Origin of the sequence: uncultured Thiodictyon sp., assembly GCF_903946935.1 — a bacterium.
Taxonomy (GTDB): Bacteria; Pseudomonadota; Gammaproteobacteria; order Chromatiales; family Chromatiaceae; genus Thiodictyon.
In genome coordinates this window covers 1-26,333 of sequence record NZ_CAJAXH010000094.1, presented here as the reverse complement: position 1 = coordinate 26,333, position 26,333 = coordinate 1, and the positions used below count along the sequence as shown (strand labels likewise).

20 protein-coding genes and 1 pseudogene are annotated in these 26,333 nt (G+C 66.0%); 9 read left to right on the top strand and 12 right to left on the bottom strand.

Annotation, left to right across the window (positions count from 1 at the left end; genetic code table 11):
- Window positions 1-273: 273 nt before the first annotated feature.
- Entirely contained in the window at window positions 274-693 is a 420-nt protein-coding gene (locus QZX93_RS08660; RefSeq protein ID WP_295393427.1) for a hypothetical protein, read from the bottom strand.
- Entirely contained in the window at window positions 690-950 is a 261-nt protein-coding gene (locus QZX93_RS08655) for a UPF0175 family protein (RefSeq protein WP_295393426.1), read from the bottom strand. Before QZX93_RS08655 ends, QZX93_RS08660 begins: the two co-directional genes overlap by 4 nt.
- 126 nt (window positions 951-1,076) lie before the next feature.
- On the opposite strand from QZX93_RS08655, the gene QZX93_RS08650 reads away from it, so the two are divergent.
- The gene (locus QZX93_RS08650; protein WP_295393425.1) at window positions 1,077-1,421 is read left to right on the top strand and encodes a hypothetical protein; all 345 of its coding nucleotides are present in this window, start codon (window positions 1,077-1,079) and stop codon (window positions 1,419-1,421) included.
- Between the two features lie 45 nt (window positions 1,422-1,466).
- Window positions 1,467-1,814: pseudogene (locus tag QZX93_RS08645) on the top strand (recombinase family protein); the annotation flags it as partial.
- Window positions 1,815-1,922: 108 nt separating this feature from the next.
- Here QZX93_RS08645 and QZX93_RS08640 read toward each other — a convergent pair.
- Complete coding sequence (locus QZX93_RS08640) at window positions 1,923-3,095, bottom strand: ATP-binding protein (protein ID WP_295393423.1); 1,173 nt, start codon at window positions 3,093-3,095, stop codon at window positions 1,923-1,925.
- A gap of 682 nt (window positions 3,096-3,777) precedes the next feature.
- Entirely contained in the window at window positions 3,778-7,392 is a 3,615-nt protein-coding gene (locus QZX93_RS08635; RefSeq protein ID WP_295393422.1) for an EAL domain-containing protein, read from the bottom strand.
- A 318-nt stretch (window positions 7,393-7,710) separates the two neighbouring features.
- Between QZX93_RS08635 and QZX93_RS08630 the strand changes: the two genes are divergently transcribed.
- Both QZX93_RS08630 and QZX93_RS08625 read left to right on the top strand, forming a co-directional pair.
- A complete protein-coding gene (locus tag QZX93_RS08630; protein ID WP_295393420.1) occupies window positions 7,711-8,205 on the top strand; it encodes a pilin in 495 nt (164 codons plus the stop codon).
- A 101-nt stretch (window positions 8,206-8,306) separates the two neighbouring features.
- On the top strand, window positions 8,307-9,269 hold the full coding sequence (locus QZX93_RS08625) for a 2-hydroxy-3-oxopropionate reductase (RefSeq protein ID WP_295393419.1): 963 nt from the start codon (window positions 8,307-8,309) through the stop codon (window positions 9,267-9,269).
- 192 nt (window positions 9,270-9,461) lie between these two features.
- Here QZX93_RS08625 and QZX93_RS08620 read toward each other — a convergent pair whose 3' ends face one another.
- The 5 genes from QZX93_RS08620 to QZX93_RS08600 all read right to left on the bottom strand — a co-directional run bounded on the left by QZX93_RS08620 (window position 9,462) and on the right by QZX93_RS08600 (window position 17,315).
- Window positions 9,462-11,006, bottom strand: coding sequence for a glycosyltransferase family 39 protein (locus tag QZX93_RS08620; RefSeq protein ID WP_295393417.1), 1,545 nt, complete (start codon window positions 11,004-11,006; stop codon window positions 9,462-9,464).
- Between the two features lie 188 nt (window positions 11,007-11,194).
- A complete protein-coding gene (locus QZX93_RS08615) occupies window positions 11,195-12,691 on the bottom strand; it encodes an OmpA family protein (RefSeq protein ID WP_295393416.1) in 1,497 nt (498 codons plus the stop codon).
- Window positions 12,692-12,816: 125 nt separating this feature from the next.
- Window positions 12,817-14,202 (bottom strand): amino-acid N-acetyltransferase, encoded by a 1,386-nt coding sequence (gene argA, locus QZX93_RS08610; RefSeq protein WP_295393414.1) that lies wholly within the window; start codon window positions 14,200-14,202, stop codon window positions 12,817-12,819.
- 7 nt (window positions 14,203-14,209) lie between these two features.
- On the bottom strand, window positions 14,210-15,568 hold the full coding sequence (locus QZX93_RS08605) for a sigma-54 dependent transcriptional regulator (RefSeq protein ID WP_295393412.1): 1,359 nt from the start codon (window positions 15,566-15,568) through the stop codon (window positions 14,210-14,212).
- A 148-nt stretch (window positions 15,569-15,716) separates the two neighbouring features.
- The gene (locus tag QZX93_RS08600) at window positions 15,717-17,315 is read right to left on the bottom strand and encodes an ATP-binding protein (RefSeq protein ID WP_295393410.1); all 1,599 of its coding nucleotides are present in this window, start codon (window positions 17,313-17,315) and stop codon (window positions 15,717-15,719) included.
- A gap of 135 nt (window positions 17,316-17,450) precedes the next feature.
- On the opposite strand from QZX93_RS08600, the gene sucC reads away from it, so the two are divergent.
- The 5 genes from sucC (at window position 17,451) to QZX93_RS08575 (ending at window position 23,521) form a co-directional block, all read left to right on the top strand.
- Window positions 17,451-18,614: an ADP-forming succinate--CoA ligase subunit beta gene (gene sucC / locus QZX93_RS08595; protein WP_295393409.1), complete on the top strand. Its 1,164-nt coding sequence runs from the start codon at window positions 17,451-17,453 to the stop codon at window positions 18,612-18,614.
- Between the two features lie 10 nt (window positions 18,615-18,624).
- Window positions 18,625-19,491 (top strand): succinate--CoA ligase subunit alpha, encoded by an 867-nt coding sequence (sucD, locus tag QZX93_RS08590; protein ID WP_295393408.1) that lies wholly within the window; start codon window positions 18,625-18,627, stop codon window positions 19,489-19,491.
- Entirely contained in the window at window positions 19,488-21,098 is a 1,611-nt protein-coding gene (locus QZX93_RS08585) for an NAD+ synthase (protein ID WP_295393406.1), read from the top strand. The genes sucD and QZX93_RS08585 overlap by 4 nt, the downstream gene beginning before the upstream one ends.
- A gap of 94 nt (window positions 21,099-21,192) precedes the next feature.
- Complete coding sequence (gene tviB / locus QZX93_RS08580; RefSeq protein WP_295393404.1) at window positions 21,193-22,491, top strand: Vi polysaccharide biosynthesis UDP-N-acetylglucosamine C-6 dehydrogenase TviB; 1,299 nt, start codon at window positions 21,193-21,195, stop codon at window positions 22,489-22,491.
- Between the two features lie 22 nt (window positions 22,492-22,513).
- Window positions 22,514-23,521 carry an NAD-dependent epimerase gene (locus QZX93_RS08575; protein WP_295393402.1) on the top strand — a complete coding sequence of 336 codons (1,008 nt, stop codon included), beginning with the start codon at window positions 22,514-22,516 and terminating at the stop codon, window positions 23,519-23,521.
- Window positions 23,522-23,757: 236 nt separating this feature from the next.
- Here QZX93_RS08575 and QZX93_RS08570 read toward each other — a convergent pair whose 3' ends face one another.
- The 3 genes from QZX93_RS08570 to QZX93_RS08560 all read right to left on the bottom strand — a co-directional run bounded on the left by QZX93_RS08570 (window position 23,758) and on the right by QZX93_RS08560 (window position 25,967).
- Window positions 23,758-24,702, bottom strand: coding sequence for a recombination-associated protein RdgC (locus QZX93_RS08570; protein ID WP_295393400.1), 945 nt, complete (start codon window positions 24,700-24,702; stop codon window positions 23,758-23,760).
- 71 nt (window positions 24,703-24,773) lie between these two features.
- Window positions 24,774-25,589, bottom strand: coding sequence for an iron export ABC transporter permease subunit FetB (fetB, locus tag QZX93_RS08565; RefSeq protein WP_295393398.1), 816 nt, complete (start codon window positions 25,587-25,589; stop codon window positions 24,774-24,776).
- Between the two features lie 6 nt (window positions 25,590-25,595).
- The gene (locus QZX93_RS08560) at window positions 25,596-25,967 is read right to left on the bottom strand and encodes a Uma2 family endonuclease (protein WP_366759999.1); all 372 of its coding nucleotides are present in this window, start codon (window positions 25,965-25,967) and stop codon (window positions 25,596-25,598) included.
- Window positions 25,968-26,333 lie beyond the last annotated feature (366 nt).

Genomic DNA, 26,333 nt, shown 5'->3' with positions numbered 1-26,333 from the left:
GTGGTGTAGGCGGTTTCTTCGGCCCACGCGTGGTCTTGCGTAGTTTATGCAGATCCACGTAGCTCGCCAGGATGAGTAAATACCCAGTCAACTCTTCCGTGCTGGCATAGGCGAATGGCACCAGCCCTTTTAAGGTGCTGCCAACATATTGTAATATAGGCGATATTTAGCGCTACCTGAGTGAAACAGCAGCCGTGTTTGGCGAGATTCTCCAGAAATTTTCCGAGAAAAGTCCTGCTACTGTCATGGTACGCGCCCTGCTGGAGCAGTTGCTCAACCCCGAGAAACTGGACCAGTGGTTCGCGGAAAACGGGGACTCGCGGAAAACGGGGACGGACAACGATTTCTCATCGTTGTGAGACCTTGTCGCCTGGCCTGATGGCGACCGTCCAACTCGTCGATCAAAATCAGGTCCGCCGAAATCTCCAGTGCGAGGGCAATGCTTGCCGCCTCGCCAGCGTCGAGATCGCGGCTCAGGGCTGTCAGCAGGGCCACGTTGGTCGGCCCATGGCGAACGATCCAATCGGCATCGGCGACTTCATTGCGACCTGGCCAGGACCGCCCACCCCCGTTTAGCTCCAACCAAACAGCCTCGGGAATCTGGATGCGGCCGAACAGGCCCTGCAGCAAGTTGGGTTTCTCGATCGCCGCGAGATTGGACAGCGGCGAGGTGTCGCTGACAACCAGGCTCATGAGTGCAAACGCTCCCAGCAATCGATCGCCTTGAGATCCTCGGCCAATTCAGACTCATCAAAATGAACCGGAACACCGCGGGACGCAGACAATTGCCTGAATTCCCATAGCGACAAACCGGCAAAAGCTCGGGCTTTGCCCGCCGACAGCCGCTGTTGCGAATACAGGGCCAATGCCAGTTCCCGTTTCGCCTCAGCCGGCGTCAGACGCGCCGAATCCAAGACGTCCTCGGGGATCTCGATCTGTGTCGCTGCCACGATGGCCTCCGCGTTTCGGGTTCGGATTGATCTTCAGTTTACTCGCTCGACGCACCCCTGTAGCCGGGGTACTCGCCGCGCCGCCCCATGGTCTCTGGGCCGAGTCCGCCGCTACCTTGGGCACACATGAGCACGATGCCACTGGAGCAGGTCGCACAGGCGATCGAAGCGGATGCCGGCGAGGAGATTGCCGGGCTGTGGGGAAATAGGGGACGTTCCACGATATCCTCCGCCGTCAAGCGGGTTGGGGGTGTCGAGTCAGCCCACGGTGTCATCCACTCGGCGGGTCGGGCCACGCGCCCTGCCCCGGCACGCGGCGGCTTGATGGCCGTGCGGGAATCCCGTATCTTGTGCCCCATGCATACGGTCATCGAAACGCCAACTTTTGCCAAGCAGGCCGATCAGATATGGAGCGAAGCCGAGCGGCTGGACTTCATCACCTCGTATTGTATCCTCGCAGACCACGGCTGAGGGGGGTGAGCGATGGCGAACGCGTAGGCGATTGGGCATTACCGGGTGAGCACGGCCGCCCAGGGGCGCTCAGGCCTCGGACTGGCGGCCCAGCAAACCGCCACCCGGGAGTTCTGCCAGCGCGAGCAGATCGCCTTGCTCGACGAGCTGACCGAAATCGAAACCGGCAAGGGCGCCGATGCCCTGGAGCGGCGCCCGATCCTGGCGGCGGCCCTGGACTCGGCGCAGCGGGCCGGCGCTTACGTCGTGGTCGCCAAGCTCGACCGGTTGTCGCGCGACGTGGCGTTCGTGGCCGGTCTCATAGCGCACCGGGTGCCGTTTCTGGTGGCGGAGCTGGGGCGCGATGTTGATCCCTTCGTGCTGCATATCTTTGCCGCCCTGGGGCAGAAGGAACGCGAGCTGATCAGCCAGCGGACCAAGGCCGAGTTGGCAGCGGCGAAGGTCCGGGGCGTGACGCTGGACAACCGGACGAATTTCCCGGCAGCGCGTGTACTGGGTCACTCACACAAGCGAACTCAGTTCCTCTGCAAGCTCACGCACGCCAATCGCTTCGACGCCATCGCCCTTCGGATAGCGCTCCGTCCCGGAATAGACCAGGAAGGCCCGCGCGGGTTGCAGGTCTGCGACGGCGATGTAGAAGCCTTTCTCCGCTTTGGCTGCCAGACCGCGTTTAATTTCAATCGCCCAGGTGCCATGTCGGCCGCCAAGCTCAAGCAATAGATCAATTTCTGCGCCCCGCGCGGTTCGATAGAAGCTCGCGCGCGTCCGGTTAGGCGCTGCCGCCAGGAGATTCTCAATGACGAATCCCTCCCAACTGGGGCCGACCACCGGGTGTCCCAACAGCTCATCGTAAGTCTCAATACCGAGTAGCGCATGGACCAGCCCGCTGTCTCTGACATAGGTCTTTGGGGATTTAACCAAGCGCTTGCCGACGTTGGCATGAAATGGGGGCAAGCGCCGCACCAACAGCAAATCGACCAGTAGACCGATGTAGCTGGTGACGGTCGGTGCGGATACCGCCAGGCCAGAGGCAAGCCGTGAGGCATTGAGCAGAGTCCCCTGATTGTGCGCCAGCATGCTCCAGAGGCGCTCCAGCGTCTCCGCCGGAATACGCGGTCCGAACATTGGCACATCTCGTTCCAGGTACGTGCGGATGAAGCTCCGGCGAGTCTGGAAACTGTCGGCGTCGCTGGCCGACAGGAAGCTCTCGGGAAAGCCGCCACGGACCCAGAGCCGGTGCAGTGCGTCGTCGCCGGCGAGTTCGATGGCACAGAGTGGCGTGAGGTCCACGTACTCGATACGGCCAGCCAGGGATTCACCTGACTGCCGGAGCAGGTCGATGGCCGCCGAGCCGAGGATGAGGAAACGGCCGGTGCGCTGACCGGCCCGGCGACCGCTGTCGATGATCCCGCGCAGGGCCTCGAACAGGGCCGGCATGCGGTGGATTTCATCGAGAATGACCAGTTTATCGGCATGTCGCCCCAGAAACAGCACCGGATCGGAGAGTTTCTCGCGATCCGCCGTGGCTTCCAGATCGAGGTAGATGGCGGGACGATCGGCTGCGATGTCCAGCGCCAACGTGGTTTTGCCGACTTGGCGCGGACCAATCAGTGCAACGGCCGCCTGGCGGGCGAGGGCCGCTTCGACTTGAGGACGAGCATGGCGCAATATCATCGTTGCATATTAAAGATGTTGCTTTTAATATGCAACGTAAAAAAGAATCACTCAGCTAATTGTCGGCACGAGAGGCGCGCCGTCGTGGCTTGGAGTCTTCCACGTCTATACGCCCGTGCCCGCCCCAGCAAGGTCTGCACATAGGAGGCGCGGACGGCTCACGACAAAAAAGGCGCTGCGCTTATAAACCGCAGCGATTCAGAAGGGGATATTCGCGGGGAGCGAACGCGGAACGGCGGATTCGGTCGCGGCCCCGATCCAGTCGGGGCCGCGCGGGGCTTGACGTTGTGTTGGCATGTGGTCGGCGGTTAGACGCCAGTGCCGCTCAGGGCGTAGGGCACCAGGGGAGCCAACATGATGCCAATGGCGAGCCACATGGCATGGTTGCTGCGGGTACTGAGCTCTTGGTCACTCATGATATTCACCTTGCTTTAGATGTAGCGTTTGCCGTTATCGTGTAGCACAGGGGGCAGTCTGTTGGACCTGGGGGAGCGATCCACTGACGCCGTTGTGTGCCTACGGTTGCGAAGATATAGACCCGGCCGTTGGGCCTCCAATGGGTGTTTCCGACTGCTCCGATAGGTTTTCACCTACCATGCGGGGACCTCTGGCGTTGGTAGCGACCATAGTATCTATCCTCTTGAGATAGAACAAGATATATCCTTGGCGCCCGTACCCCTCTCTACGCCAGGATCAACGGCCGTCCGCTGGCCAGCCCCTCGGTGATCACCTCCGGCGCCACCGGGCGGCTGAGCAGGAAGCCTTGGACCAGGTCGCAGCCGGCGCCGGCCAGGTAGGCCAATTGGTCGGCGGTCTCCACCCCCTCGGCGATGACCTGGATGCCTAAGTTGTGGGCCATGGAGATGGTGGAGCGCACGATGGCCGCGTCCCCGGAGTCGCTCATCAGGTGGGCGATGAAGCTCTTGTCGATCTTCAGATAATCGACCGGGAGGCGTTTGAGGTAGCTCAGGCTGGAATAGCCGGTGCCGAAGTCGTCCAGGGCGATGGTCACCCCCAGGTCATGCACCCGGTTGAGCTCCGCCAGGGCCTGGTCCGGGTCGCGTAGCAAACAGCGCTCCAGGACCTCGATCTCCAACAGCCCCGGGTCCAGCCCGACCTGATCCAGGGCGGCGGCGAGGTTGCGCGCCAGGTCTCCGGCGGCGATCTGCGGGCCGGCAATATTGATAGAGACCCGCACGCGGGCGAGCGCCTGCCAGTCGCGCGCCTGCGCGACCGCCTGGTTGAGCACCCAGCGCCCGATCGGGTGGATCAGGTCGCTGTGCTCCACGGTATCGATGAAGGCGGCGGGCAGCAGCAGCCAGTCGCGCGGGTGTTGCCAACGGATCAGGGCCTCCGCGGCGACCATGGCGCCGGTTGCCACGGCGACGATGGGTTGGTAGAAGAGACGGAATTCGCCCTCGGCCAGGGCCCCGCGCAGCTCGCTCTCCAAGCGGACGCGGCGGCGCGCGGCCGCGGTCATCTCCGGGCGGTAGCAGGCGATGCCGTTGCGCCCCGCCTCCTTGGCCCGTTTCAGGGCCGCCTCGGCGTTGCGCAAGAGGCTGGTGACGCCGCCCCCATCCTCGGGGTAGACCGCGACCCCGAGGCTCGCGGTGATCGTGAGATGCGGCAGGCCGACCAGGTCCAGGGGCTGGTTGACGATCTGCTGGAGGTCTTGGGCGATCTGCACCGCCTGGAGGTCCGCCGCGAGGGTGCGGGCGATGACGAAGCTGTCGCCGGCCAGGCGCGCCAGGATATCGGTCGGCTGCGCGGTGGCGGCGAGCCGCGTGGCGACGACCTTGAGCACCTCGTCACCAGCCAGGTGGCCGTGGCTGGCGATCACATCCTGGAAGCGGTCAAGGTCCAGGACCAGCAGCGCCAGCCGCTGCCGCCCGGGGCCGGCGTGCTCCAAGGCATCGGTGAGGCGCACCCGCAAGCGGGCGAGGTTGGGCAACCCGGTGAGCGGGTCGTGGTGGCTCAGGTATTCGATCTCCTCGGCCGAGCGATGGGCGGCGCTCTCGTCGCTGAAGATCGCCAGGTGTTGCTGCACCCGGCCATCCGGCCCGCGCACCTGGTTGACGACGAGCCACTGCGGATAGACCTCGCCGTTCTTGCGACGATTCCAGACCTCCCCGCTCCAGGTGCCGGTGAGCCCGAGTTGCTTCCACAGGTCGCGGTAGAAGGCGGCGTCGTGATGCTCGGATTTCAGCAGACGGGGATTCTGCCCGACCGCCTCCGCCGCGCTGTAGCCGGTGATGGTGGAAAAGGCCGGGTTGACTGCGACGATGCGGTTGTCGGCATCGGTGATGAGGATACCCTCGCTGGTGCTCTCGAACAGGGTGTTGATGAGCCGCTGTTGGTGTCGGGCGGCGTGGTCCTCGGTGATGTCGTGGACGGTGCCCAGGGTGCGGATCACCCGCCCGGTCGCGTCCGTGGTATGGCCGCCGCGCTCACGGACCCAGCGCACGCTGCCGTCGGGCCGCCGGACGCGGTGCTCGATGTCATAGCCCCTGGCGGTCGCCACCGAGTGGGCGTAGGCCGCCGCCACCCACTCCCGGTCGGACTCATGGACCAGGTTGAGAAAGGCCTCGAGGGTCAAGTTGGCGGCCGGCGCCAGACCGAAGATGCGATAGACCTCGTCCGACCAGAGCAGTCGATCGGTGCTGAGATCCAGCTCCCAACTTCCCAGATGGGTGAGTGCCTGGGCCTCCAGCAGACTCTCCTGGGCGTGGCGCAGGTCGCTGATATCCATCACCAGGGCGAGCGGGGCCGTGATCCGGCCGGTGGCATCGCGGATGGCCGAGACGGTCACGTCGGCCCGCACCAGGCGGCCGTCGCGGCGCAGATAGCGCTTCTCCAGCCGGTAGCTCGGCACCTCCCCGGCCAGCAGCCGGGCGAACTCGGCGGCCTCGCGGGGCCGATCCTCGGTGTCGGTGAAGTCGCTGAAGTGCCGCCCGATCAGCTCCTGCGGGTGGTCCTGGTAGCCGAGCATGGCCAGCAGCGCCGGATTGGCCAGCACCAACCGGCCCTGCATGTCCCCCAGGCCGATCCCGGCGGGGGAGGAGTCGACGATGGCGCGCAGGCGCTCGGCGTCGGCCCGCTCCTGGGTCAGGTCCTGGATGCTGAGTAGATAGCCCTCGCAGCACCCGCCCTCGTCGCGGATGGCGGAGGCGATGAGCCGCAACCAGCGCCAGTCCGATCCCGTCGGGCGGATCAGGTCCTGGGTCAGTCGCTCGGCACCGACCAGGGCGGCGAGCCGTTCGGCATAGCCCTCGATCGGCAGCCCGGCAGCCGCGAGCAGCCCCGGCAGCGGCAACGAGCGGACGCCCTCGGCGGCGAGCCCCAGGGACTCGAGGGCGGCAGCGTTGATGAAGCGCACGGCGTGCCCGGCGTCGACCGCCACGATCCCGAAGTGCTCGGAGCGCTCCAGCAGGGTGCGCAGGACGGATTGCTCGCTCAACTGCCGCCGGGCGTCCCGCAGCGCCTGCCCCTGGTCGGCAACCACCTGCCGCAGCAGGCGCAGATAAACGCTCTGAATGTCCTTCACCAGGTCGTGCCGGGTGAGGATGCCGAGCAGCCCCCCACCGGCGTCCTCCACCACCAGGCGCCGGACGGCGAGCTCCTGCATCTTGAGGCTCGCCTCGTGGGCCTGCCGATCCGGGCCGATGGTGTGCAGGGGGCGCGACATCAGGGTGGCGAGCGGGGTGGTCCGCAGGTCCAAGTCCGCCCCGATGAGGCGGATGGCATCGCGTTCGCTCAGGATGCCGACCGCCTGGCCCGCCACCACGATCACCACCGAACTGATGTCCCGCTCGGCCATGAGCCCCAGGGCGGTCGAGACGGTGGCGTCCGGCGGCAGGGTGGCGGGGGTGCAGGTCATGAGGTCCGCCACCGTGCGGGGACCCAGGAACTCATCCGCGCCCAGTGCGTGGGCGAAGTCGGTCTCGGACAGCACCCCATGCAGTTGGCCCTCAGCGTCCACCAGCACCAAGTGCCGGAAACCGTGCTCAGCCATCAGGGCATAGCCCTCGACGAAGCTCAGGTGCGGCGCCGCGGTGAGCGGGTTCGCCGACATCAGGTCCCCCAAGCGGGTCTCCGGGCAATAGTCGCCGCGGGCGATCAGGCCCAAGGCGTCGCGCTCGGTGAAGATCCCCACCGGGCAGCCGTCCGTCAGCAGCACGACCGAACTCAACCACCGCTCACCCATGGTCGCGACGGCCCGGGAGACGGGGTCATCCGGGGACAGGGCGAGTGGGGTGGCGGACCGGCACAGGTCGGCCAGGGCGAGTGTCTCGATCATCGTTGTTTTGCTAAAACCAGGGGGGCGCGGGTGGCGGTGCGGCCCGGCCTATGCTACACGCTCGCATCGGTGGGTGCCGGGGCAGAATGCCCGGCCGGAGGGCGGCTGTACACCGACGCGCTGGCCGACAACAGCACCGCTGACCGCCTGAGGGACCAGCGGCTCCTTACACGGACAATGCGTGCGCGGAGTCTATACGGTCCTGCTCGGGTCTGGGATTTCACGCGCGGCTTGCATTCCCACCGGCCGGGAGATTACTCTCGAACCGGCAATGACCTGACCCCAGGCGCCGCGCGGCGCTCGACCACGGACACGATCATGAAAATCGATAAACCTGAATCCGGCTTTAGTTTAATCGAGTTGATAGTCACGATTGCCATTATCGGCATCCTGGCAGCCATCGCCATTCCTGCTTATCAGGATTATATCATCAAATCCAAGGTCACCGAGGGCTTGTCTTTAGCCAGGAGCGCACAGGTGACAGTGATTGATAATGCAATCAATGGTTCAGCATTTGAAGAGGGCTGGAAAGCGCCGGCTCCGACTGAAATTGTTGCCAGCGTTGCCATTGATGTGGCGCGCGGTCGTGGAGAAGTCGTCATTACCTACACGACCAAGATTGCCCCGGCCGGCGCTAACACACTGATTTTGGCTCCGCGCATTGCCAGTAACCAAGCGAGGCTTACGGTCGGTGTTATTCCTCAAGGCACCGTCGTCTGGAATTGCAACTCCGCTGACCAAGATACCACCACCCATAGCGGTGCGTTTGGCACAATAGCGGGAAAATATACTCCTCCTGTTTGTCGCCGATAATTGCTTCGATGTTAGGCGATGGGTTCACGAGATGATGATGCTATTGGATTCGGCCGGCGCGATCGTCATCAAGAAATGACGGCAAGCCGCTAGCCAAGACGATGGCCGCACGGCATCCTAAACGACTCTGCAACCCTCACCGGAGATTCACCATGCCTGATGCCAAACCTGATCGCGTCGGTTTTATCGGACTCGGGATCATGGGCCGGCCCATGGCCCTCAACCTAAGACGCGCCGGGTACGAACTGGCGGTCCATGCCCGCCGCCCGGAATCGATGGAGCCGCTGGCCGAGGCCGGGGCCAGTACCTGGGCGAGCCCGGCGCAACTGGCACGGCACGCGGACCTGATCTTCACCATGGTGTCGGATACCGCCGACGTGGAGCAGGTGATCCTGGGACCGGACGGAGTCCTGGAGGGTGCCGCCCCGGGGGCGGTGGTGGTGGACATGAGCAGTATCTCGGCCGCGGCCAGTCGGGCGATCGCCGGGTGTCTGGCAGAGCGTGGTATCGCCATGCTGGATGCGCCGGTCTCAGGCGGGGAGATCGGGGCGATCGAGGGGACCCTCTCGATCATGGTGGGCGGTGAGGCGCCGGCGTTCGACCGGGTCCGGCCGCTCTTTGAGGTACTGGGGCGCAACATCGTCCATGTCGGCGGGAGCGGGGCCGGTCAGGTCTGCAAGTCGTGCAATCAGGTTGTCGTGGGGGCGACCATCGCGGGGGTGGCGGAGGCGATCCTGTTGGCCCGCGCCGCCGGGGTGGACCCGGCGCGGGTGCGTGAGGCGCTGCTCGGGGGTTTTGCCGCGAGCCGCATCCTCGAGGTCCACGGCCAGCGGATGATCGATGACCAGTTCGCGCCCGGCTTCAAGGCGCGGCTACACCAGAAGGATATGCGCATCGTGGGGGAGGTGGCGCACGACCTAGGGCTCGGTTTGCCCGGCGCCGCGGCCTGTACCCAATACCTCAATGCGCTGGTCGGCCGGGGTCTGGGGGAGCTGGACTCGGCGGCGATTTATAAAGTGTTAGAGGCAATGAATTCGGGTCACCCGACTGGCGGCGACGAATAGGGCGCACGCTTTTTCGGCCCCGACTCTACTTTCCGAGCCTGTTAATCCTGTCCAATTTCTCCCGGTCGGCAGCGGCGGTCATGGCTAGAACGACCATTGAGGTCTTCCCGGCGCAGAGCGCCCGACACCTGCGTGACACCGCGCGAGCGGTATCACGAGAGCGGACGATATGAATAATCGCCCAGTGGGCGATTATTCATACTGATAGAAATGCCATTCATGCAACGGGTCCGCACAGGGGGCCACGGTCGTCTCGGCCAGCGGGGCGCTGGCGCAATCGTAGAAGGTGCGTTGCCGGGTGTTCTTAAAACCCTGTAGCTCAGGTAGGGTCTGGCGTTGGGTGACGATCCAGAAGGGACCGGCCTGGGTCTGAGGTATCACCCGCGGGGCAAGCTGGCCTACCAAGTATTCCGACGGGCGCGCGAGCCCGGGCCATTGCCCCGTCGGAAGGCTCGGCTGATAGAAGCGCAGCTGCGCGATGAGTTGGTAGCGGTCGGCGTAGACCGGCAGATCCAGCCCCTTGGCGATCGCCGCCAACTCCCGGAAGCCGTGTGTTTCGCGCAGGATGCGATTGGCACTGTCGGGCAGCGGCAGGGCGGCGGTGGCCGCGTGCCAGACTAAGAGACTGACCAGCAACAGGTTGAGCGCGGCGGCGCCGATGACCCAACGGCGCAACCCCCGCAGGCCGGGCGCCAGGAGCGCGGGGGCGGCGAGCAGGTACATGGCGGGCCAGTTCGCCATCACCGCACTGCCCAGCGAGACCAAGGCGAAGAATCCCAGTGGGAAGAGGACAGCGGCCCGGAGCAGGGGGCGGGCGTGGTCGGCGATCGCCCGGCCAGCGCTGGCCGTCCGGGCCAGCCGGCGCCGCACCCACACGAAGGGCAGGGCCAGTAACGGCGCCGCGAGCAGACCCCAGAGGCCCAGTTGGATACCCAGATACTCGCCTAGATTGAGCGCCCGCTCGCCCAGTGACGCGGGGCTCCAGCGCGCGATGGCCGCCGCGGCGGGGCTCGCCCCGTCCGCGATCAGCGTGCCCGTATCCAGGGCGAAGCCGTGGCCGAACTGGAAGCGCAGGGTCAGCCAGTCGTGCTGGAGGTTCCACAGTAGGTTGGGAGCAAATAGCAGCACCGCGAGCCCGCCGCCGAGATAGGGCCAGGGGGTGCGCAGGACGCGCGGGTCGGTACGAACCATGGCCCACAGGAGGATCGGGCCGATCATTGCCATGTGATATTTGCCGAGCAGCCCCAGGCCGGCGGCCAGGCCGGCGGTGAGCCAGCGCCGCCGGTGGCCGGCCAGGGCACGTTCGCTCTCGTGCAGGGTCAGGGCCCAGGCGAGTGCGAGCGGGGCGTCCGGGGTGATCAGGATCCCGCCCGCGAGTCCCACCACGGTCGCGAATGCGAGCACCAGCGCCAGTCCCAGGTCGTCGCGACGCACCAGCCCACAATTGAAGTAGAAGCGGGCGAGCACGACCAGGGTCAGGGTGCTGGCCAGCAGGGCCCCAAGCCGCGCCGCCAGGGCTGAACCGACGGCGAGCCGGGTGCCGAGACCGAGTGCGGCCACCCCTGGCGGGTGGTCGAAATAGCCCCAGGCGAGGTGATGCGCCCAGTCCAGGTAATAGGCCTCGTCCTGGGTCACCGGCAAGAGCGCGGCGGCGCCGATGCGCCACAACGTCATCGCGACGATCAGTGCGGCGACGAGCGGCCAGGGGAACTGTGTAGGTCTCCGATCTGCAAGCATAGGTGATCCGAAAGCGGTTTTGTCCGCAAATGAACGCAAATGAACGCGAATAAACGCAAATAAGACAGTGGGTTGGAGTTTTTCCATCGCCGCCCGGAAGGGGCGGCGAGGAGGCGGCGTCAGTCGCTGACGGTTCTGCGTTATGGAGTTCTATTCGCCTTCATTGGCGGACGTTGCCCTTCCGCGGTTCAGGTCGCCGGCTCGCTCAGGTAGACCTCGATCCGGCGGTTGGCGCGCCGGCCCGCGGCAGTGGCGTTATCGGCGATCGGTCGCTGGTTGCCGAAGCCCTCGGCGTTGAGCCGCTTGGGATCGACGCCGTGGTCGATCAGGGCCTGCCGAACCGCCTCGGCCCGCGCCTTGGAGAGTGCCAGATTGGTGTCGTCGTTCCCGGAGGTGTCGGTGTAGCCCTCAATGTGTGCGGTTAGCTTCGAGTATTCACCGAGCAGGGCGCTCAGCCGCTCCAGGCTGGGGATCTTGCCCTTGGGCAGCACCGCGGCCCGAAAGTGCAGTTGGTCATCGCCGAGGCTGATCAGGGTGCCCCGCTCGGTCTGCTGGAGTTTCAGTCCCGGATACCGGGTGAGCGCGGGCGTGAGGGCGGCCGTCTTGGCCGCGCATTCAGCGCTGAGGGTCTGCTTGGCCTGCTCTGCCGCGGCGCGGACCTGTTCCAGTTGGCGCTCGGTCGCGACCCGGGCCTCCTCCAGCGCGCGCTGCGCCGCGGCAAGGTCCTCTACGTGGCGGGCGGCGCTGGCCTTGAGGTCCTGTTCCAGCGCGGCGTTACGTTGTTCCGCGGTCTTGATCCGCTCCTCCTGCGCCTGCTTATCCTGGGCCGCCGTCGCGACCGCGGCGCTCAGTTGGGCCTGCACCCCGCTCAGGGTCTGACCGGCCTGGTCGAGTTCGGCACGCAGCTCGGTCAGCGCCTGTGCGGATTGCTGCGCCTGCGCGGCCGAGGCCGTACGCGCGCTCTGCAGCTCCTCGGTGAGGGCGGCGACCTGGGCGTTGGCCTGCGCGAGCTGCGCCTCTTGGGCCGTCTTGGCCGCCGCGTCCGCCGCCAGGGCCTGGGCGTCCTCATCGACCTGGTGTTGCACCTGGGTCAGTTGGTCGGCGAGCTGGGTCTCGGCCGTCTTGCGGTCCTGCGCGGCCTGCTCGCGCTCCTTTCGGTATTGCTCAGAGGCCTGCTCCAAGGCGGTCTGCGCCTCGCTGGCCTGCTCCTCGAGGCGGGTGATGAGGGCGGCGCGCTGGGGTTCGCTGCCCTCCAGTGCGACCCGATAGACCTTTACCTTTTCAGTCCATTTGGCAGTCGCCTCCGCAATGGCCTGCTGGAGGCGCTCGGGTTCGGCCGCGACGCGGGCCATCAGGTCTTGTTCCCGCGCGGCGGCCGCGGCGAGCTCCTGCGCCTCTTGCTCGACCTTGGACGCGGCCGCGCCATGCAGCTCGGTCGTCGACTGGAGCTGGGTCTGCGCCCCCGCCAGTTGTGCGCGCAACTCCTGCTCACTCACCGTCGCGGTCTTGAGCCACCGGACGTTGTCGGCCAATTGCGCGCTCGTCGCGCGCAGGCTGGCATCGCGCTCGGTAAGCGTCTGGTGCAGGCCGCGGATGTACCACTGGCCCAGGGCGCAGACGCCGATCAAGGCCGCCAGGAATATCCAAGTGAGGCGTGGGTAGAGTGAGGAACGGGTCTCGGACATGCAGGGTCTCCTGAAATCTTGTTAGTCGTGCTGGTACCGATCGGCGAGGGCAGAGGATAGCCGAAGCCTGGGGGCTGGCCGCAAGTGGCGTAACCACCTTTTCCCGCGAGCGCGGGTCGCGGCGCTCAGGCCGACAGGTCCTTGATGAAGACCAGGGAGTTGCGTTGCCGGTCGTAGAGCGCCTGTTTTTCAGTCGGCAGGTCCGCCCGCGTCGCGGGCAGGAAGCCGCGTTCCTGGAACCAATGCGCGGTCTGGGTGGTGAGGACGAACAGCCGGGTAAGACCGCGGGTGCGGGCGACCGACTCGATGTGGGTCACGAGTTTGTCACCCCGCCGGCCGCCCCGATAGCCCTCATGGACGGCAACGCCGGCGAGTTCGCCCATCCGCTGTTGCGGATAGGGATGGAGCGCGGCGCAGGCGATGACCAGTCCGTCGCGCTCCATCAGAAAGTAGTGGCCGATCTCAGTCTCGAGGCGCTCGCGCGAACGGGGCACCAGGACCCCGCGCTCCTCCAGCGGGCGCAACAGCTCCAGGATGCCGGTGACGTCCTCGGTGCGCGCGCTGCGCAGGCCCTCGTAGGGTTGGCCGGTGATCAAGGTACCGCTGCCGTCGCGGGTGTAGAGCTCGCGCAGCAGGGTGCCGTCGCGTTGCCGGTCGATGAGGTGTACACGTCGCACCCCATGGAGGCAGGCGTCCGCCCCCGCACGCAGCGCCTGGGCCAGGTCCTCGGGCAACGCCCCGGGGTGGCCGGCGGGCGCCGCGGCGAGCAGGGCCTCGACCTCGCTGCTCAGGATATTGGAGACCAGGGCGCCGGACTCATCGCAGACGCCGGGCTCCTCGATCAGAAAGATCAACTTGTCGGCCGCGAGCGCAATGGCGGCGGAGCGGGCCACGTCCGCGGCGCTGAGGTTGAAGACCTCGCCGGTGGGTGAATAGCCGAGTGGCGGCATGAGTGCGACGGCCCCGGCGTCCAGGCGCTGGGCCAGGGACTGGCGGTCGACCCGCCGCACCACCCCGGTTTGGCGATAATCCACCCCGTCCAGCACCCCAATCGGCCGCGCGGTGACGAAATTGCCGGAGGCGACCGGGATGCGCACCCCCGCCATCGGCGAGTCGGCGAGCCCCATGGACAGCAGGGCCTCGATCTCCACCCGCACCACCCCCGCCGCCTCCTTGACGCAGGCGAGCGCGGCATCGTCGGTGACACGCAACCCATTGACGTAGCGTAACTCGCTGTGGCGCTCGGTGAGGCGCGCCTCGATCTGGGGCCGCGCCCCGTGAACGAGGACCAGGCGGACCCCCAAGCCATGGAGCAGGGCCAGATCGTGGATCAGGTGCGCGAACCCAGGGTCGGCCACCGCCTCCCCGCCGAAGCAGACGACAAAGGTGCAGCCGCGGTGGGCGTGGATGTAGGGGGTCGCCTGACGCACCCAATCCACGAAGGGATCGCGCGCGCCGCGCGGCGCGGCGGGCCGGCCGGTCTGGTCAGTCACCCGGGTCGGATCGGTCATCGACGACCTATTCGATCCCCAGCTTGGCCAAACGATAGCGCAGGGCGCGCAGCGTCATGCCGAGCTTCTTGGCCGCGGCAGTGCGATTCCAGCGGGTCTCGTCCAGGGCCTTGAGGATGGCCCGGCGCTCGATCTCCCCCAGGTAGTCCTCCAAGGGCACCTCGGGGTCGGCTTGCGGCTCGGCCGCCACCTGGGTCTCGGTCTCGCTCTGGGGCAGATAGAGGTCTTCGGGGCCGATCATGGCGCCGTCGCAGAGCGCGGTGGCGCGCTCCAACACGTTCTCCAGTTCCCGCACATTGCCCGGGAAGAGGTGGCGCCCGAGGGCCGCCACCGCCTCGTCGGACAGCTTCATGTCGCCGCGCTCGGGGTGCTCGCGGGCGATGCGCTCCATCATGCGTGAGGCCAGTACCAAAATATCCTGGGGGTGCTCACGCAAGGCCGGCATGCGCATTTCGATCACGTTGATGCGGTAGAACAGGTCTTGGCGGAAGCGGCCCTTCTCCACCTCGCTATTGAGGTCGCGATGGCTGGCGCTGATGATGCGCACGTCCACCGCGAGCTCCTGTTGGGCCCCCACCGGGCGCACGCTCTTCTCCTGAATGGCCCGCAGCAGCTTGACCTGGGCCGGCAGGGGCAAGTCCGCGACCTCGTCGAGGAACAGGGTGCCACCCTCGGCCGCCTGGAACAGGCCCTCCTTGTCCGACACTGCACCGGTGAAGCTGCCCTTGCGGTGCCCGAACAGTTCGCTCTCGACCAGGTCCTGGGGGATGGCGCCACAGTTGACCGCCACGAAGTTTCCCTCCGCCCGCGGCCCCTGGGCATGGATCAGGCGCGCCGCCAGTTCCTTGCCGGTGCCGCTCTCACCGGTGATGAACACCGGTGCCTGGTTGCGGGCGAGCTTGGCGATGAGGCGGCGGACCTCCTCCACCTTGGGGGAGTCCCCGAGCAGGAGGGAGCCGCTCTCCTGCTGGCCGTCGGCGCCCCCGCCCTTGCCGTGGGTGCGCAGCTTCAGCGCCGAGCCCACCAGTCGGCGCAGGAGTTGCAAGTCCACCGGTTTGGGGACAAAGTCGAACGCCCCTGCCTTCATGGCGGCGACCGCCGACTCCATGCTGCCGTGGGCCGTGATCATGGCGATCGGCAGATCCGGGTGGTGCTCGGCGATGAAACGCACCAAATCGATGCCGTTACCGTCCGGCAGGTTCATGTCAGTGAGGCAGAGATCGAACCGCCCGCCCTCCAGTTCGTGCTTGGCGGCACCCACGCTCATGGCGGTGGTGGCCTGTACGTCCATGCGAGCGAGGGTGATCTTGAGCAGATCGAGGATGTCGGCCTCGTCGTCGACAACGAGTGCGTGGGCCTTGTTCATGCCGACTGACTCCCAGTTCTAGTAACGTGCCTGGCAACGGCCGAACGTTGCCGGGGCACGCGACACCCCGGACCCGCGGCCGGCCTCCGGAGGGCAAGCATAACCGCACCGGGTCCGGGCCGGAAGCGGTCGAGGGCGCACGACCCCTTCATACCGTGAACACCAGGCGAAAACAACTGCCCCAGGGCTGTGCCCGGTGGTATTCGAGCCGGATCCCGTTGGTCTCCGCCAGTTCTCGGGCGATGTAGAGCCCCAGCCCGGTACCGCTGACCTTGGTGGTGAAGAAGGGGTTGAAGATCTCCTCGACGGTGTCTTTGTCGATCCCGGGGCCATCGTCCGTGACCTCGATCCGCGCCCGCTCTTGGTCCTCACCCCGGCTCACCCGCACCAGGATGCTGGCGGGGGAGTCCGGGCGGGCGGCATGGACGAGGGCGTTCTCGCACAGGTTGGCGATGATCTGGTGGAGGTGGCGTGGGTCCACGTCCGCGGGGATGGGGACGGGTTCGAATTCGAACATAAAATGCTCGGGCGCCAGCGCGTGGGCCTCGCGGAACTCGGTGCAGAACTCCTCCAACCAAGCGACCAGTTCGATATTCTGGGCATCCAACTGATTGCGCCGCGACAGTTGCAGGACGCTACGGACGATCTCGTCAATCCGGCCGCTGTTGCGGCGAATGATATCGAGCAGGTGCCGATCGTCCGCTGACAGGCCCTTGGCCTCCCCCAGGAGTTGGCCAGCGTGTGAGATGGCGCTCAAGGGGTTACGAATGTTGTGGGCGATGCTGGCGGTTAGGGTGCCGAGCGAGGCCAATTTGATCTGTTGGGCCTCCTGGATCAGCTCCTGATTGTCGCGCAGGTAGATGACCACCCCGGCCGCGCGATAGTCGCCCAACAATTGGCGCGTGGGCTTGAGTTCGCGATTGCCGACCCGGATCGCCCCCACCTGGGGGGCGGTCGGTCGGATATGCTCCAAGAGCCAGGACTCCAACGGCGCACACACCTCCTTGAGCGCAGCCCCGGGCTCAACCGGGCCGCCAATCATGTTCCGAGCGGCCTGATTCATCAGTTTAAGCTGACGGTCGCCGTCCACCACCAGCACGCCGATGCTCAGGTCCTGGATAATGAATTCGTTGAGCTTGGAAAGGTTTTCGATATCCACTTTGCGACTGGCGGCCAAGTCCTCGGCGGCGCGCACCCGCTTAAAGAGCAGGTGGGCGAGCAAGGCCACCGCGAAGAAGGTTACTCCCAGGAGACCGGCCTGGGTATAGCCGGAGGCCGGCCCGTCGCTTTGGAGCCAGGTGTAGGTCTGCTCGGTGATCACAGCGAGCGCGGCGAAGGAGGCGAACAGGAGCGACAGTCGGCCCTCCATCAGCAGGGCGCCCGCCGTGACCGCGACCGCTAGCAGGACACCGAGACCGCTGCCCACGCCGCCACCCGCATGCACCACCAGGGTAAAGGCGATGAGGTCGACAAAGATCGCCAGGTAGACCTGATTCTCCCTGCTCGGCCAGCGGGAATAGAGAAAGAGCCCACTCGCCAGCACGAACAGCGCATACGCGGTGAGCACCTGCCAGGCCATGGCCGCGTTGACCCCGCCGAGCAGCGGGTCGGGCAGCGCCGGGGAGAACACCAGGACCAGACCCGCCAATACCAGGAGACGGAAGAGGAAAAGCCAACGCAGCGATTCCCAGGTCGGGTAGCGGTGTTGGCTGGCGGCGTCTGAATCCTGGTAAATTTGGCTTGACATGGCCTGGGCACTCGTGAAAGGGAAGGCGCGGCGCTGGAGGCTGGCGTAGCCGCCGCTTTGGAATCGGATGAGATTAGATCAGAATAGACCGAACCCGGCCATGCGGCCGCGCCCGCGGGACCTGCCAAAAGACCCATGAACCTGCACGAATACCAGTCGAAACAACTGTTTCAGAAATATGATATCGCCATCCCCGCGGGGCTGACAGTTGCCACCCCGGACGCCGCCGCGGCCGCTTGCCGCACACTCGGGGGCGGGCGCTGGGTCGTCAAGGCCCAAATCCATGCCGGCGGACGCGGCAAGGCCGGCGGGGTGGTGCTGGTGGACGACCCCGAACAGGCGGCGACCGCGGCCAGGCGCCTGCTGGGCGGCCGGCTGATCAGCCACCAGAGCGGACCCGCGGGGCTACCGGTCGAAAGCCTGTTGATCGAGCAGCCCACCGCCATCGCCCGTGAACTGTACCTCAGCACGCTGGTGGACCGGGAGTCGCGACAGGTTATTTTCATGGCATCCCATGCTGGCGGCATGGATATCGAGGCGGTGGCTGCCGCCGCCCCCGAACAGATCCTGATGATTCGGGTCCACCCGGCGGTCGGGCTCCAGCCCTTCCAGGTACGCCGGCTGGGCTTCGGGTTGGGGCTCGATGCCGGCCAACGCAAGGCCTTGGGTCGGCTGATGGGCGGCCTCTACCGGCTGTTCATGGAGTGCGACGCCAGCCTGGTGGAGATCAATCCGCTGGTGGTGACCACCACCGGCGACCTGGTTGCACTGGACGCCAAGATCAACCTGGACGACAACGCACTCTTGCGGCATCCGGAACTCGCGGCCCTGCGCGACCCGGGGCAGGAAGACCCGCGGGAGGCGGCGGCACGTGCCCACGAGTTGAGCTATATCAGCCTGGACGGCAACATCGGCTGCATGGTCAACGGCGCCGGGCTCGCCATGGCGACCATGGACCTGGTGAAGCTGCACGGTGGCGCGCCCGCCAATTTCCTGGATGTCGGCGGCGGGGCAACCGCCGCGCGCGTGGCTGCGGCCTTTACGCTGATCCTTTCAGACCCCAAGGTGCGGGCGGTGCTGGTCAATATCTTCGGCGGCATCGTGCGCTGCGACCTGATCGCCCAGGGCATCGTCGCGGCGGTACAAGAGGTCGGCGTGGCGGTGCCGGTGGTGGTACGGCTGGAAGGGACCAACGCACCCCAGGGGCTCAAGTTGCTGGCGGACAGTGGACTGCGGGTGCAGACGGCGCGCACCCTGGATGAGGCGGCCGACCTGGCGGTCGCGGCCGCGACGAACTGAGGGGGCGAACATGAGCGTTCTTGTCAATAAACAAACCCGGGTCATCTGCCAGGGCTTTACCGGCAAACAAGGCACCTTCCACAGCGAACAGGCCATCGCCTACGGCACCACCCTGGTCGGGGGCGTGACCCCCGGCAAGGGTGGGCAGCGTCATCTCGACCGGCCGATCTTCGACACCGTCCACGACGCGGTCCAAGCCACCGGGGCGGACGCCACCATGATCTATGTGCCGGCGCCCTTCGCGGCGGACGCCATTTTGGAGGCCGCGGACGCCGGTATCCGGGTCATCGTGTGCATCACCGAGGGCATCCCGGTGCTCGATATGCTGCGTGTCAAGGCGGCCCTGACGGGGCAGCCGGCGGTGCTGATCGGTCCCAACTGCCCCGGCGTCATCACCCCGGGTGAGTGCAAGATTGGCATCATGCCGGGCCGCATCCACCGCCCCGGCCGGGTCGGCATCGTCTCGCGCTCCGGGACCCTCACCTACGAGGCCGTCTTCCAGACCACCAACGCGGGACTCGGCCAGAGCACCTGCATCGGTATCGGCGGCGACCCCATCCAGGGCCTGGACTTCGTGGGCGCGCTGGCACTCTTCGAGCAGGACCCGAGCACCGCCGGGGTCATCCTGGTCGGGGAGATCGGCGGCGGCGCGGAGGAGGCGGCGGCCGCCTTCATCGCCGCCCAGATGAGCAAGCCGGTGGTCGCCTATATCGCCGGGGTGACCGCCCCGGCCGGCAAACGCATGGGCCACGCCGGGGCCATCGTCACCGGCGGCAAGGGCACCGCGGACAGCAAATTTGCCGCACTCGAGGCGGCCGGGGTGGCGACTGTGTACTCCCCGGCGCAGATGGGCGCGCGCATGGCCGAATTGCTATGACGCTTCGTCTCCAGATCGCTCAGTTGAACCTCCTGGTCGGCGACGTCGCCGGCAACGCCGGGCGCGTGATCGCGGCGGCACACCAGGCGCGGACGGCCGGGGTGGACCTGGTGGTCTTTCCGGAGCTGACACTCACCGGCTATCCGCCGGAGGACTTGCTGCTGCGCCCTGAGTTCCTGGCACGGGTGGAGACGGCCCTGGAGTCGGTGCGGGCGCAGGCCCAGGGCATCACGCTGGTGCTGGGTTATCCGCGCCTCATCGCGGGCGGCCTGTTCAATCTGGCCGGGGCGATCCGCGACGGTGTCCTGGTGGCCGAGTACGCCAAGCAGGCCCTGCCCAACTACGGCGTCTTCGATGAGAAGCGCTATTTCCAGCCGGGCGCGGCCGCGGTGGTGTTTGAGCACCGCGGGCTGCGCCTGGGCCTGAGCGTCTGCGAAGACATCTGGCAGGACGGCCCCACGGCCGCAGCCGCGGCCGCCGGTGCCCAGGTGCTGATCAATCTCAACGCCTCGCCCTTCCACGTCGGCAAGCGGGTGGAGCGCGAGGCGCTGGTGGGGCGACGTGCCCGCGAGCACGGACTCACCATCCTCTACGCCAACCTGGTTGGCGGCCAGGATGAACTGGTCTTCGACGGCGGTTCGTTTGTGGTCGATCGCGACGGCCAGGTCCAGGCGCGGGCGCCTCAATTTGCCGAACACACTCTGCTGGTGGAGCTGGCCGCCGACGGCTCGCCGGTCACCGGTGGCGCCGCGCCCGCGTCCGGCGAACCGCCGCCGGAGGCACTGATCTATCAAGCGCTGGTCCTGGGGGTGCGCGACTATGTGCGCAAGAATGGCTTCAGCGGTGCCGTACTCGGCCTCTCGGGCGGGGTGGACTCGGCCTTGACGCTCGCCATCGCGGTGGACGCACTGGGGGCCGATCAGGTCGAGGCGGTGCTGATGCCCTCGCGCTACACCGCGGACATGAGCAACGAGGATGCCCTGGAGCAGGCACAACGGCTGGGCGTACGCACCCGGACGATCCCCATCGCCCCGGCCTTCGACAGTTTTCTCGCCATGCTCAAGGACGCCTTTGGCGAGCGGGCGCCGGATGTCACTGAGGAGAACATCCAGGCGCGCTGCCGCGGGGTCATCCTGATGGCACTGAGCAACAAGTGGGGCCGCATCCTGCTCACCACCGGCAACAAGAGCGAAATGGCGGTCGGCTATGCCACGCTCTATGGGGACATGGCCGGGGGCTTCGCGCCCATCAAGGACTGCCCCAAGCTGCTCGTTTATCGCTTGGCCCGCTACCGCAACACCGTGGACCCCATCATCCCGGAGCGGGTCCTCACCCGCGCCCCTTCAGCGGAGTTGCGCCCGGACCAGACCGATCAGGACAGCCTGCCCCCGTACGAGGTCCTGGACGCCATCCTGCGGCTCTACATCGAGGAGGACCAGGGGGTGGATGCCATCTGCGCCCAGGGATTCGACGAGGCGGTGGTGCGCCGGGTCACCCGTCTGGTAGATCGCAACGAATACAAGCGTCGCCAAGCCCCCCCTGGGGTGCGCATCTCGCAGCGTGCCTTTGGGCGGGATCGCCGCTATCCCATCACCAGCGGGTTCTGAGTCGCACTGACCGCGCTACGCTGTTAACATACTTGATCTTAAACCGTGCCCACTGCCGACGAACGGCCGCGGGAACCGCCTGAGCCCTTCGATCATGACGCTGAATGTCCATTTGAATGCTAATGCGAACAACGTCCGGGTCGGCGTGGTGGGGCTTGGCTATGTGGGGCTGCCGCTGGCAGTCGAGTTTGGCAAGCGCTATCCGACGATCGGCTTTGATATCAATGGCGAACGGGTCGCCGAATTGCTCGCTGGGCGGGACAGTTCACTCGAGGTCGAGCCGGACGACCTGCGGGGTGCAACCCACCTGAGTTACACCGAGTCGGCGGCGGAGATCGCCGACTGCAACGTGTATATCGTCACCGTCCCCACCCCCATCGATGCGCACAAGTCGCCCGACCTGGGCCCGCTCGAGTCGGCCAGTCGGATGCTCGGCGGTGTCATCGCCCCCGGCGATGTCGTGGTCTATGAGTCGACGGTCTATCCGGGGGCGACCGAAGAGGTCTGTGTGCCGCTCATCGAGCAGGTCTCCGGGCTCAGGTACAACCACGACTTTTATGTCGGCTATAGCCCAGAACGTATCAATCCCGGGGATAAAGAGCACCGCCTGACCACGATCAAAAAGGTCACCTCCGGCTCGACCCCCGAGACGGCGTCCTTCGTCGATGCGCTCTATCGCTCGATCATCACCGCGGGCACCCATCTGGCCAGCAGTATCCGGGTGGCGGAGGCGGCCAAGGTCATCGAGAATACGCAGCGCGACGTGAATATCGCACTGATCAATGAACTCGCGCTGATCTTCAATCGGCTCGGGCTCGACACCCAGGAGGTGTTGGAGGCGGCCGGCAGCAAATGGAACTTCCTGCCCTTCCGGCCCGGGCTGGTGGGTGGGCACTGCATCGGGGTCGACCCCTATTATCTGACCCATAAGGCCCAGGCCATCGGCTACCACCCGGAGATCATCCTGGCGGGGCGCCGGCTCAACGACAGCATGGGCGCCTATGTGGTCAAGCAGGTCATCAAGCTCATGACGCACCGCGGCTGTCTGTCCAGCGGCTCGCGGGTGCTGATATTGGGTCTGACCTTCAAGGAGAACTGTCCGGACCTGCGCAACACCCGGGTTGTGGATATCGTCGCCGAATTCAAGGAGTACGGCATTGTCTGCGACGTCCATGACCCCTGGGTAAACCCCGACGCGGCCCGCCACGAATATGGGATCGAGCTCATCGACGAGCCGGCTCCAGGTACCTATGACGCCGTGATCTTGGCCGTCGCGCATCGCCAATTCAGCGACTTAGGGGTCGCGCGCATCCGCGGTTTCGGTAAACCCAAGGCCGTGCTCTACGACGTCAAGCAATTGTTTCCCAAAGATCAGGTCGACGGACGCTTGTGAGTCGACGCCCAGGAGAGTCCAGATGAAGGTATTAGTGACCGGCAGCGCGGGTTTTATCGGTGCCAACCTGGCCCTGCGGCTGCTCGAGCGCGGCGATGAGGTCATCGGCGTCGACAACCTCAACGACTATTATGACGTCGCCCTCAAAGAGGCACGCCTGGCCCGGATTCAGGGCGACCCGGGCTATACCGATCTGCGGGTGGATATCGAGCAGGGCGAGCGGCTACGCGAGGTCTTTGAGACCTATCGCCCCGAGCGTGTCGTGAATCTCGCCGCCCAAGCCGGCGTGCGCTATTCGATCGAGAACCCCATGGCCTATGTCGCCACCAACCTGGTCGGGTTCGCGAATGTACTCGAGGGCTGTCGCCATACCGGTGTCGAGCATCTGGTGTATGCCTCGAGCAGCTCGGTCTATGGCGCCAATACCACCATGCCCTTCTCGGTCCACCACAACGTAGACCATCCGTTGAGCCTCTACGCCGCCAGCAAGAAGGCCAATGAATTGATGGCCCACACCTACAGCCATCTCTACGGGCTGCCGACCACCGGGCTGCGATTTTTCACCGTCTATGGCCCCTGGGGCCGCCCCGACATGGCGCTCTTCAAGTTCACCCGGGCGATCATCGCCGGCGAACCCATCGATGTCTTCAATTTTGGAAAACACCGCCGCGACTTCACCTATATCGACGACATCGTCGAGGGCGTGATCCGGGTCCTGGACCGGGTCCCGGCGGGTAACCCCGAGTGGTCCAGCGCGCAACCGGATGCAGCCAGCAGTCTGGCCCCTTACCGTCTCTACAACATCGGCAACAACCAGCCGGTCGAGTTGATGGAGTACATCGCCCTACTCGAGCACAGCCTGGGCCTGAAGGCGCAATTGAACCTGTTGCCCCTGCAACCGGGCGATGTGCCGGACACCTATGCCGACGTGAGCGATCTGGTGCGGGACACTGGTTATCAGCCGAGGACCTCGGTGGCGGACGGGGTGGCCCGCTTCGTCGCCTGGTATCGGGATTTCTACAAGGTATAACCCGGAAAGCGTTACGCTCACATCAAGGCATCCAGCTCGCCACAGCGTGACAGAGCGGGCCTCGATCATCCTGGAAAGAGCAGTTGTCACGCCAAGACGCCAAGCTCGCCAAGATGCTGCAGTGCATGATCTGCGCTGGGCGATTCACCCGGCAGGTGTTCTGCTAACTTGACCTACCCAATTGTATTTCTTGGCTAGCTTGGCGCCTTGGCGTGAGCAGTTTCCATACGTTAGGATTATTCCCAAGGTGGCGGGACAGTCCCGGTTACAGCCTTCGCGCCGCCCTCCTCACCGATCAGACCGAAGACGGTATCGAGACGCACGAACAGTTCGCGCAATTGCAGGGCCATCAGTGCAAACTCGGCATCCAGGCGCGCCGCCGGGTCGTCCTGCTCATCGATCTCATCAAGCAGCGCATCGCCCACCTTCAAACGCTTGAGCGACAGATCGTCCGCCAGGACGAAGCTCAGGCGCTCGTCCCAATCCAGCGCCAGTTTCACCACCTGCTTGCCGGCACGCAGGTGGTTCAGGATCTCGTCGCTGCTCAGATCCTGCCCCTTGCAACGAATGACGCTCCCGCTGTCCTCGGCGTCGCGCAACTCGCAGGCATCCGCGGGGACGAAATCGGCGGGGGCATCGCCGGCCAACAGCCAGGCGGTGAGGATGCCGGCGGGGGCCTGGCGCGGGGTCGTCGGCTTGGCCGGCAGGGTCTCGAGCGTGACCCGCAGCAGTGAGATGGCCTCCTCCGCCGTCTTCTCGCTCGCCGCATCGACCACCAGCCAACCGGATTCGGTATCGATATAGAACAGCGTGCGGCGCGAGCGGGTGAAGGCGCGCGGGAGCATCTCGGTGACGATCTGCTCGCGCAGCGAGCGGCGCTCGGAGCGGCCGACATCGCGCGCCTCGCTGGTCTCGATCTCCGCGATGCGCTCGTCCACCGCCTCGGCCACGGCCGCGGACGGCAGCAACCGCTCCTGCTTACGCAGGCACAGCAGCAGGCAGCCGCCCACCCCATGGACCAGGCCTGACGTCTCATCGCCCAATGGCGCGGACCAGCCGAGTGTGGCGACCTCCACCGGGCCGCAGGGACGGAACCGGCGGGTACCCAGCGCCTCCTCCAGATCCGCGGCCGGCAGCACGAAGGGCGTCCCCAACCGATACATCCTGGCGTTCTTGAACATCGAAAATCCCTCGGCTAAAAGCCTCGGGATTATCCTCGAGTGGCGCCGGACGCGCCACGGCTTTCCCCCGATCAGGCGCCCGCGTCGCGTCCCGCGGGCCGCAGCCGATCCAGCCGCAGGCGCTCGCGCTCGTCAAACAGCCGCCGCGAGCCCAGCCACACCGCCGCCACCGACCCCAGGCCGGTCCCCGCTGAGATCACGAACATGATCAGAAGCTGGTACTTGGCCGCCTCCATGGGCGGGCTGCCGGCCAGGATCTGGCCGGTCATCATCCCCGGCAGGCTGACCAGACCCGCGGTGGCCATGGCGTTGACGATCGGGATCAGCCCGGCGCGCAGCGAGTCGCGACGGATCGCCGTGATCGCCTGATCCCAGGTGCCGCCGGCCAACAGGCGCGCCTCAATCGGACCGCGGCCATCCCAGGCGCCGCGGGTCAATGTGTCGAGCGCAATGGCCGCCCCGCTCATGGTGTTGCCGAGCAGCATCCCCAAGAGCGGGATCAGGTATTGGGGCTGATACCAGGGGTCCACCCGGATGATCACGGTGAGCGTCAACAACAGCACGCTGAACGAGGAGACAAACATGGAAACCGCCCCGATCCCATAGCCCCAAGGGCCGCGGAAGCGCCGCTTCTGGCGCTGCAACACCTCGATCCCGGCCACCGCGAGCATCACCAGGGCCATCAGTGCGATCAGCCAGGGATTGGTCTCGGCGAACAGGGCCTTGAGCACCAGCCCCACCAGCAGCAATTGCACCGTGCTGCGCGCCGCGGCGATCAGCACCCGCCGCTCGACACCCAGGTGCAGGTGCCAGGACATGGCCGCCAGCAGCAGCACCAGGACGGCGGCCAGCGCCAGGTCGAGTGGGGTGAGTAAGATGAGACTCATGTGCCTCTACGTCAGCGCCCACAGGTCTTCGAGCTTGATCGTCACCGCCGCGAAGGGCGCGACCGTAAAGCGATGATCCTGCGGAATCCGCGGCAATCTGCTACGGCGCCAACCGGCCAGGTCCGGAACGTCAACCTCGACATTATGGATAAAGTGCAATTCCGGCTCGGCGGCGATCCACCAACCGCCCGGCCCGCCCCGGCCCTTCTGGAACGGACTCACCAGCTCGTCAGCCAACGAGGTTACAGTCACCGCATGCGCACCGCTCGGGCGCGGCTGGGTGTAAAGCTGGCCGTCGATGATCTCCCCGGTCAGTCCTTCGGGGAGCGCCTCAAGCTGTTCGTACAGCGTCGGCTGCGGTTGTGGACGCGCGCTCATAGTGGTTCCTCGTTTGGTTACCGCGGAACGCTAGCCCCCGGTGGGCGGCACTGTCAACCGACCCGGCCGGCCGCGTCGCCACCGCTCCAGAGACTGGCCAAATATTCGCAGACACCAAACCCGGTGGCGCCTGGGCGCGCCGACATTCTGTCGGCGACGGCGCGAAGCGCCGTTGCGTTCTCTCGAACACAAAGCCCTTTGCGATTAACCGCCTGCGGGGATTGGCCGGCTCTCTGGGATCTCAGTAGGTCGCATAGTTTCTCAAAAACAGCAGGATAGAGCGGTTACACAAAAAGAAAACGGCTCTATGGCAACGTCTGAAAATAGCGTAAGCCTCTGATATAAAGGTTCGGCAGAGCAGTAATC

What these genes read in the sequence shown, in the direction of transcription:
- QZX93_RS08660 (WP_295393427.1), bottom strand. Translation starts at nt 693, where the DNA reads ATGAGCCTGGTTGTCAGCGACACCTCGCCGCTGTCCAATCTCGCGGCG.
- QZX93_RS08650 (WP_295393425.1), top strand. Translation starts at nt 1,077, where the DNA reads ATGAGCACGATGCCACTGGAGCAGGTCGCACAGGCGATCGAAGCGGAT.
- QZX93_RS08640 (WP_295393423.1), bottom strand. Translation starts at nt 3,095, where the DNA reads ATGATATTGCGCCATGCTCGTCCTCAAGTCGAAGCGGCCCTCGCCCGC.
- QZX93_RS08635 (WP_295393422.1), bottom strand. Translation starts at nt 7,392, where the DNA reads ATGATCGAGACACTCGCCCTGGCCGACCTGTGCCGGTCCGCCACCCCA.
- QZX93_RS08630 (WP_295393420.1), top strand. Translation starts at nt 7,711, where the DNA reads ATGAAAATCGATAAACCTGAATCCGGCTTTAGTTTAATCGAGTTGATA.
- QZX93_RS08625 (WP_295393419.1), top strand. Translation starts at nt 8,307, where the DNA reads ATGGCCGCACGGCATCCTAAACGACTCTGCAACCCTCACCGGAGATTC.
- QZX93_RS08620 (WP_295393417.1), bottom strand. Translation starts at nt 11,006, where the DNA reads ATGCTTGCAGATCGGAGACCTACACAGTTCCCCTGGCCGCTCGTCGCC.
- QZX93_RS08615 (WP_295393416.1), bottom strand. Translation starts at nt 12,691, where the DNA reads ATGTCCGAGACCCGTTCCTCACTCTACCCACGCCTCACTTGGATATTC.
- argA (WP_295393414.1), bottom strand. Translation starts at nt 14,202, where the DNA reads ATGACCGATCCGACCCGGGTGACTGACCAGACCGGCCGGCCCGCCGCG.
- QZX93_RS08605 (WP_295393412.1), bottom strand. Translation starts at nt 15,568, where the DNA reads ATGAACAAGGCCCACGCACTCGTTGTCGACGACGAGGCCGACATCCTC.
- QZX93_RS08600 (WP_295393410.1), bottom strand. Translation starts at nt 17,315, where the DNA reads ATGTCAAGCCAAATTTACCAGGATTCAGACGCCGCCAGCCAACACCGC.
- sucC (WP_295393409.1), top strand. Translation starts at nt 17,451, where the DNA reads ATGAACCTGCACGAATACCAGTCGAAACAACTGTTTCAGAAATATGAT.
- sucD (WP_295393408.1), top strand. Translation starts at nt 18,625, where the DNA reads ATGAGCGTTCTTGTCAATAAACAAACCCGGGTCATCTGCCAGGGCTTT.
- QZX93_RS08585 (WP_295393406.1), top strand. Translation starts at nt 19,488, where the DNA reads ATGACGCTTCGTCTCCAGATCGCTCAGTTGAACCTCCTGGTCGGCGAC.
- tviB (WP_295393404.1), top strand. Translation starts at nt 21,193, where the DNA reads ATGACGCTGAATGTCCATTTGAATGCTAATGCGAACAACGTCCGGGTC.
- QZX93_RS08575 (WP_295393402.1), top strand. Translation starts at nt 22,514, where the DNA reads ATGAAGGTATTAGTGACCGGCAGCGCGGGTTTTATCGGTGCCAACCTG.
- QZX93_RS08570 (WP_295393400.1), bottom strand. Translation starts at nt 24,702, where the DNA reads ATGTTCAAGAACGCCAGGATGTATCGGTTGGGGACGCCCTTCGTGCTG.
- fetB (WP_295393398.1), bottom strand. Translation starts at nt 25,589, where the DNA reads ATGAGTCTCATCTTACTCACCCCACTCGACCTGGCGCTGGCCGCCGTC.
- QZX93_RS08560 (WP_366759999.1), bottom strand. Translation starts at nt 25,967, where the DNA reads ATGAGCGCGCGTCCACAACCGCAGCCGACGCTGTACGAACAGCTTGAG.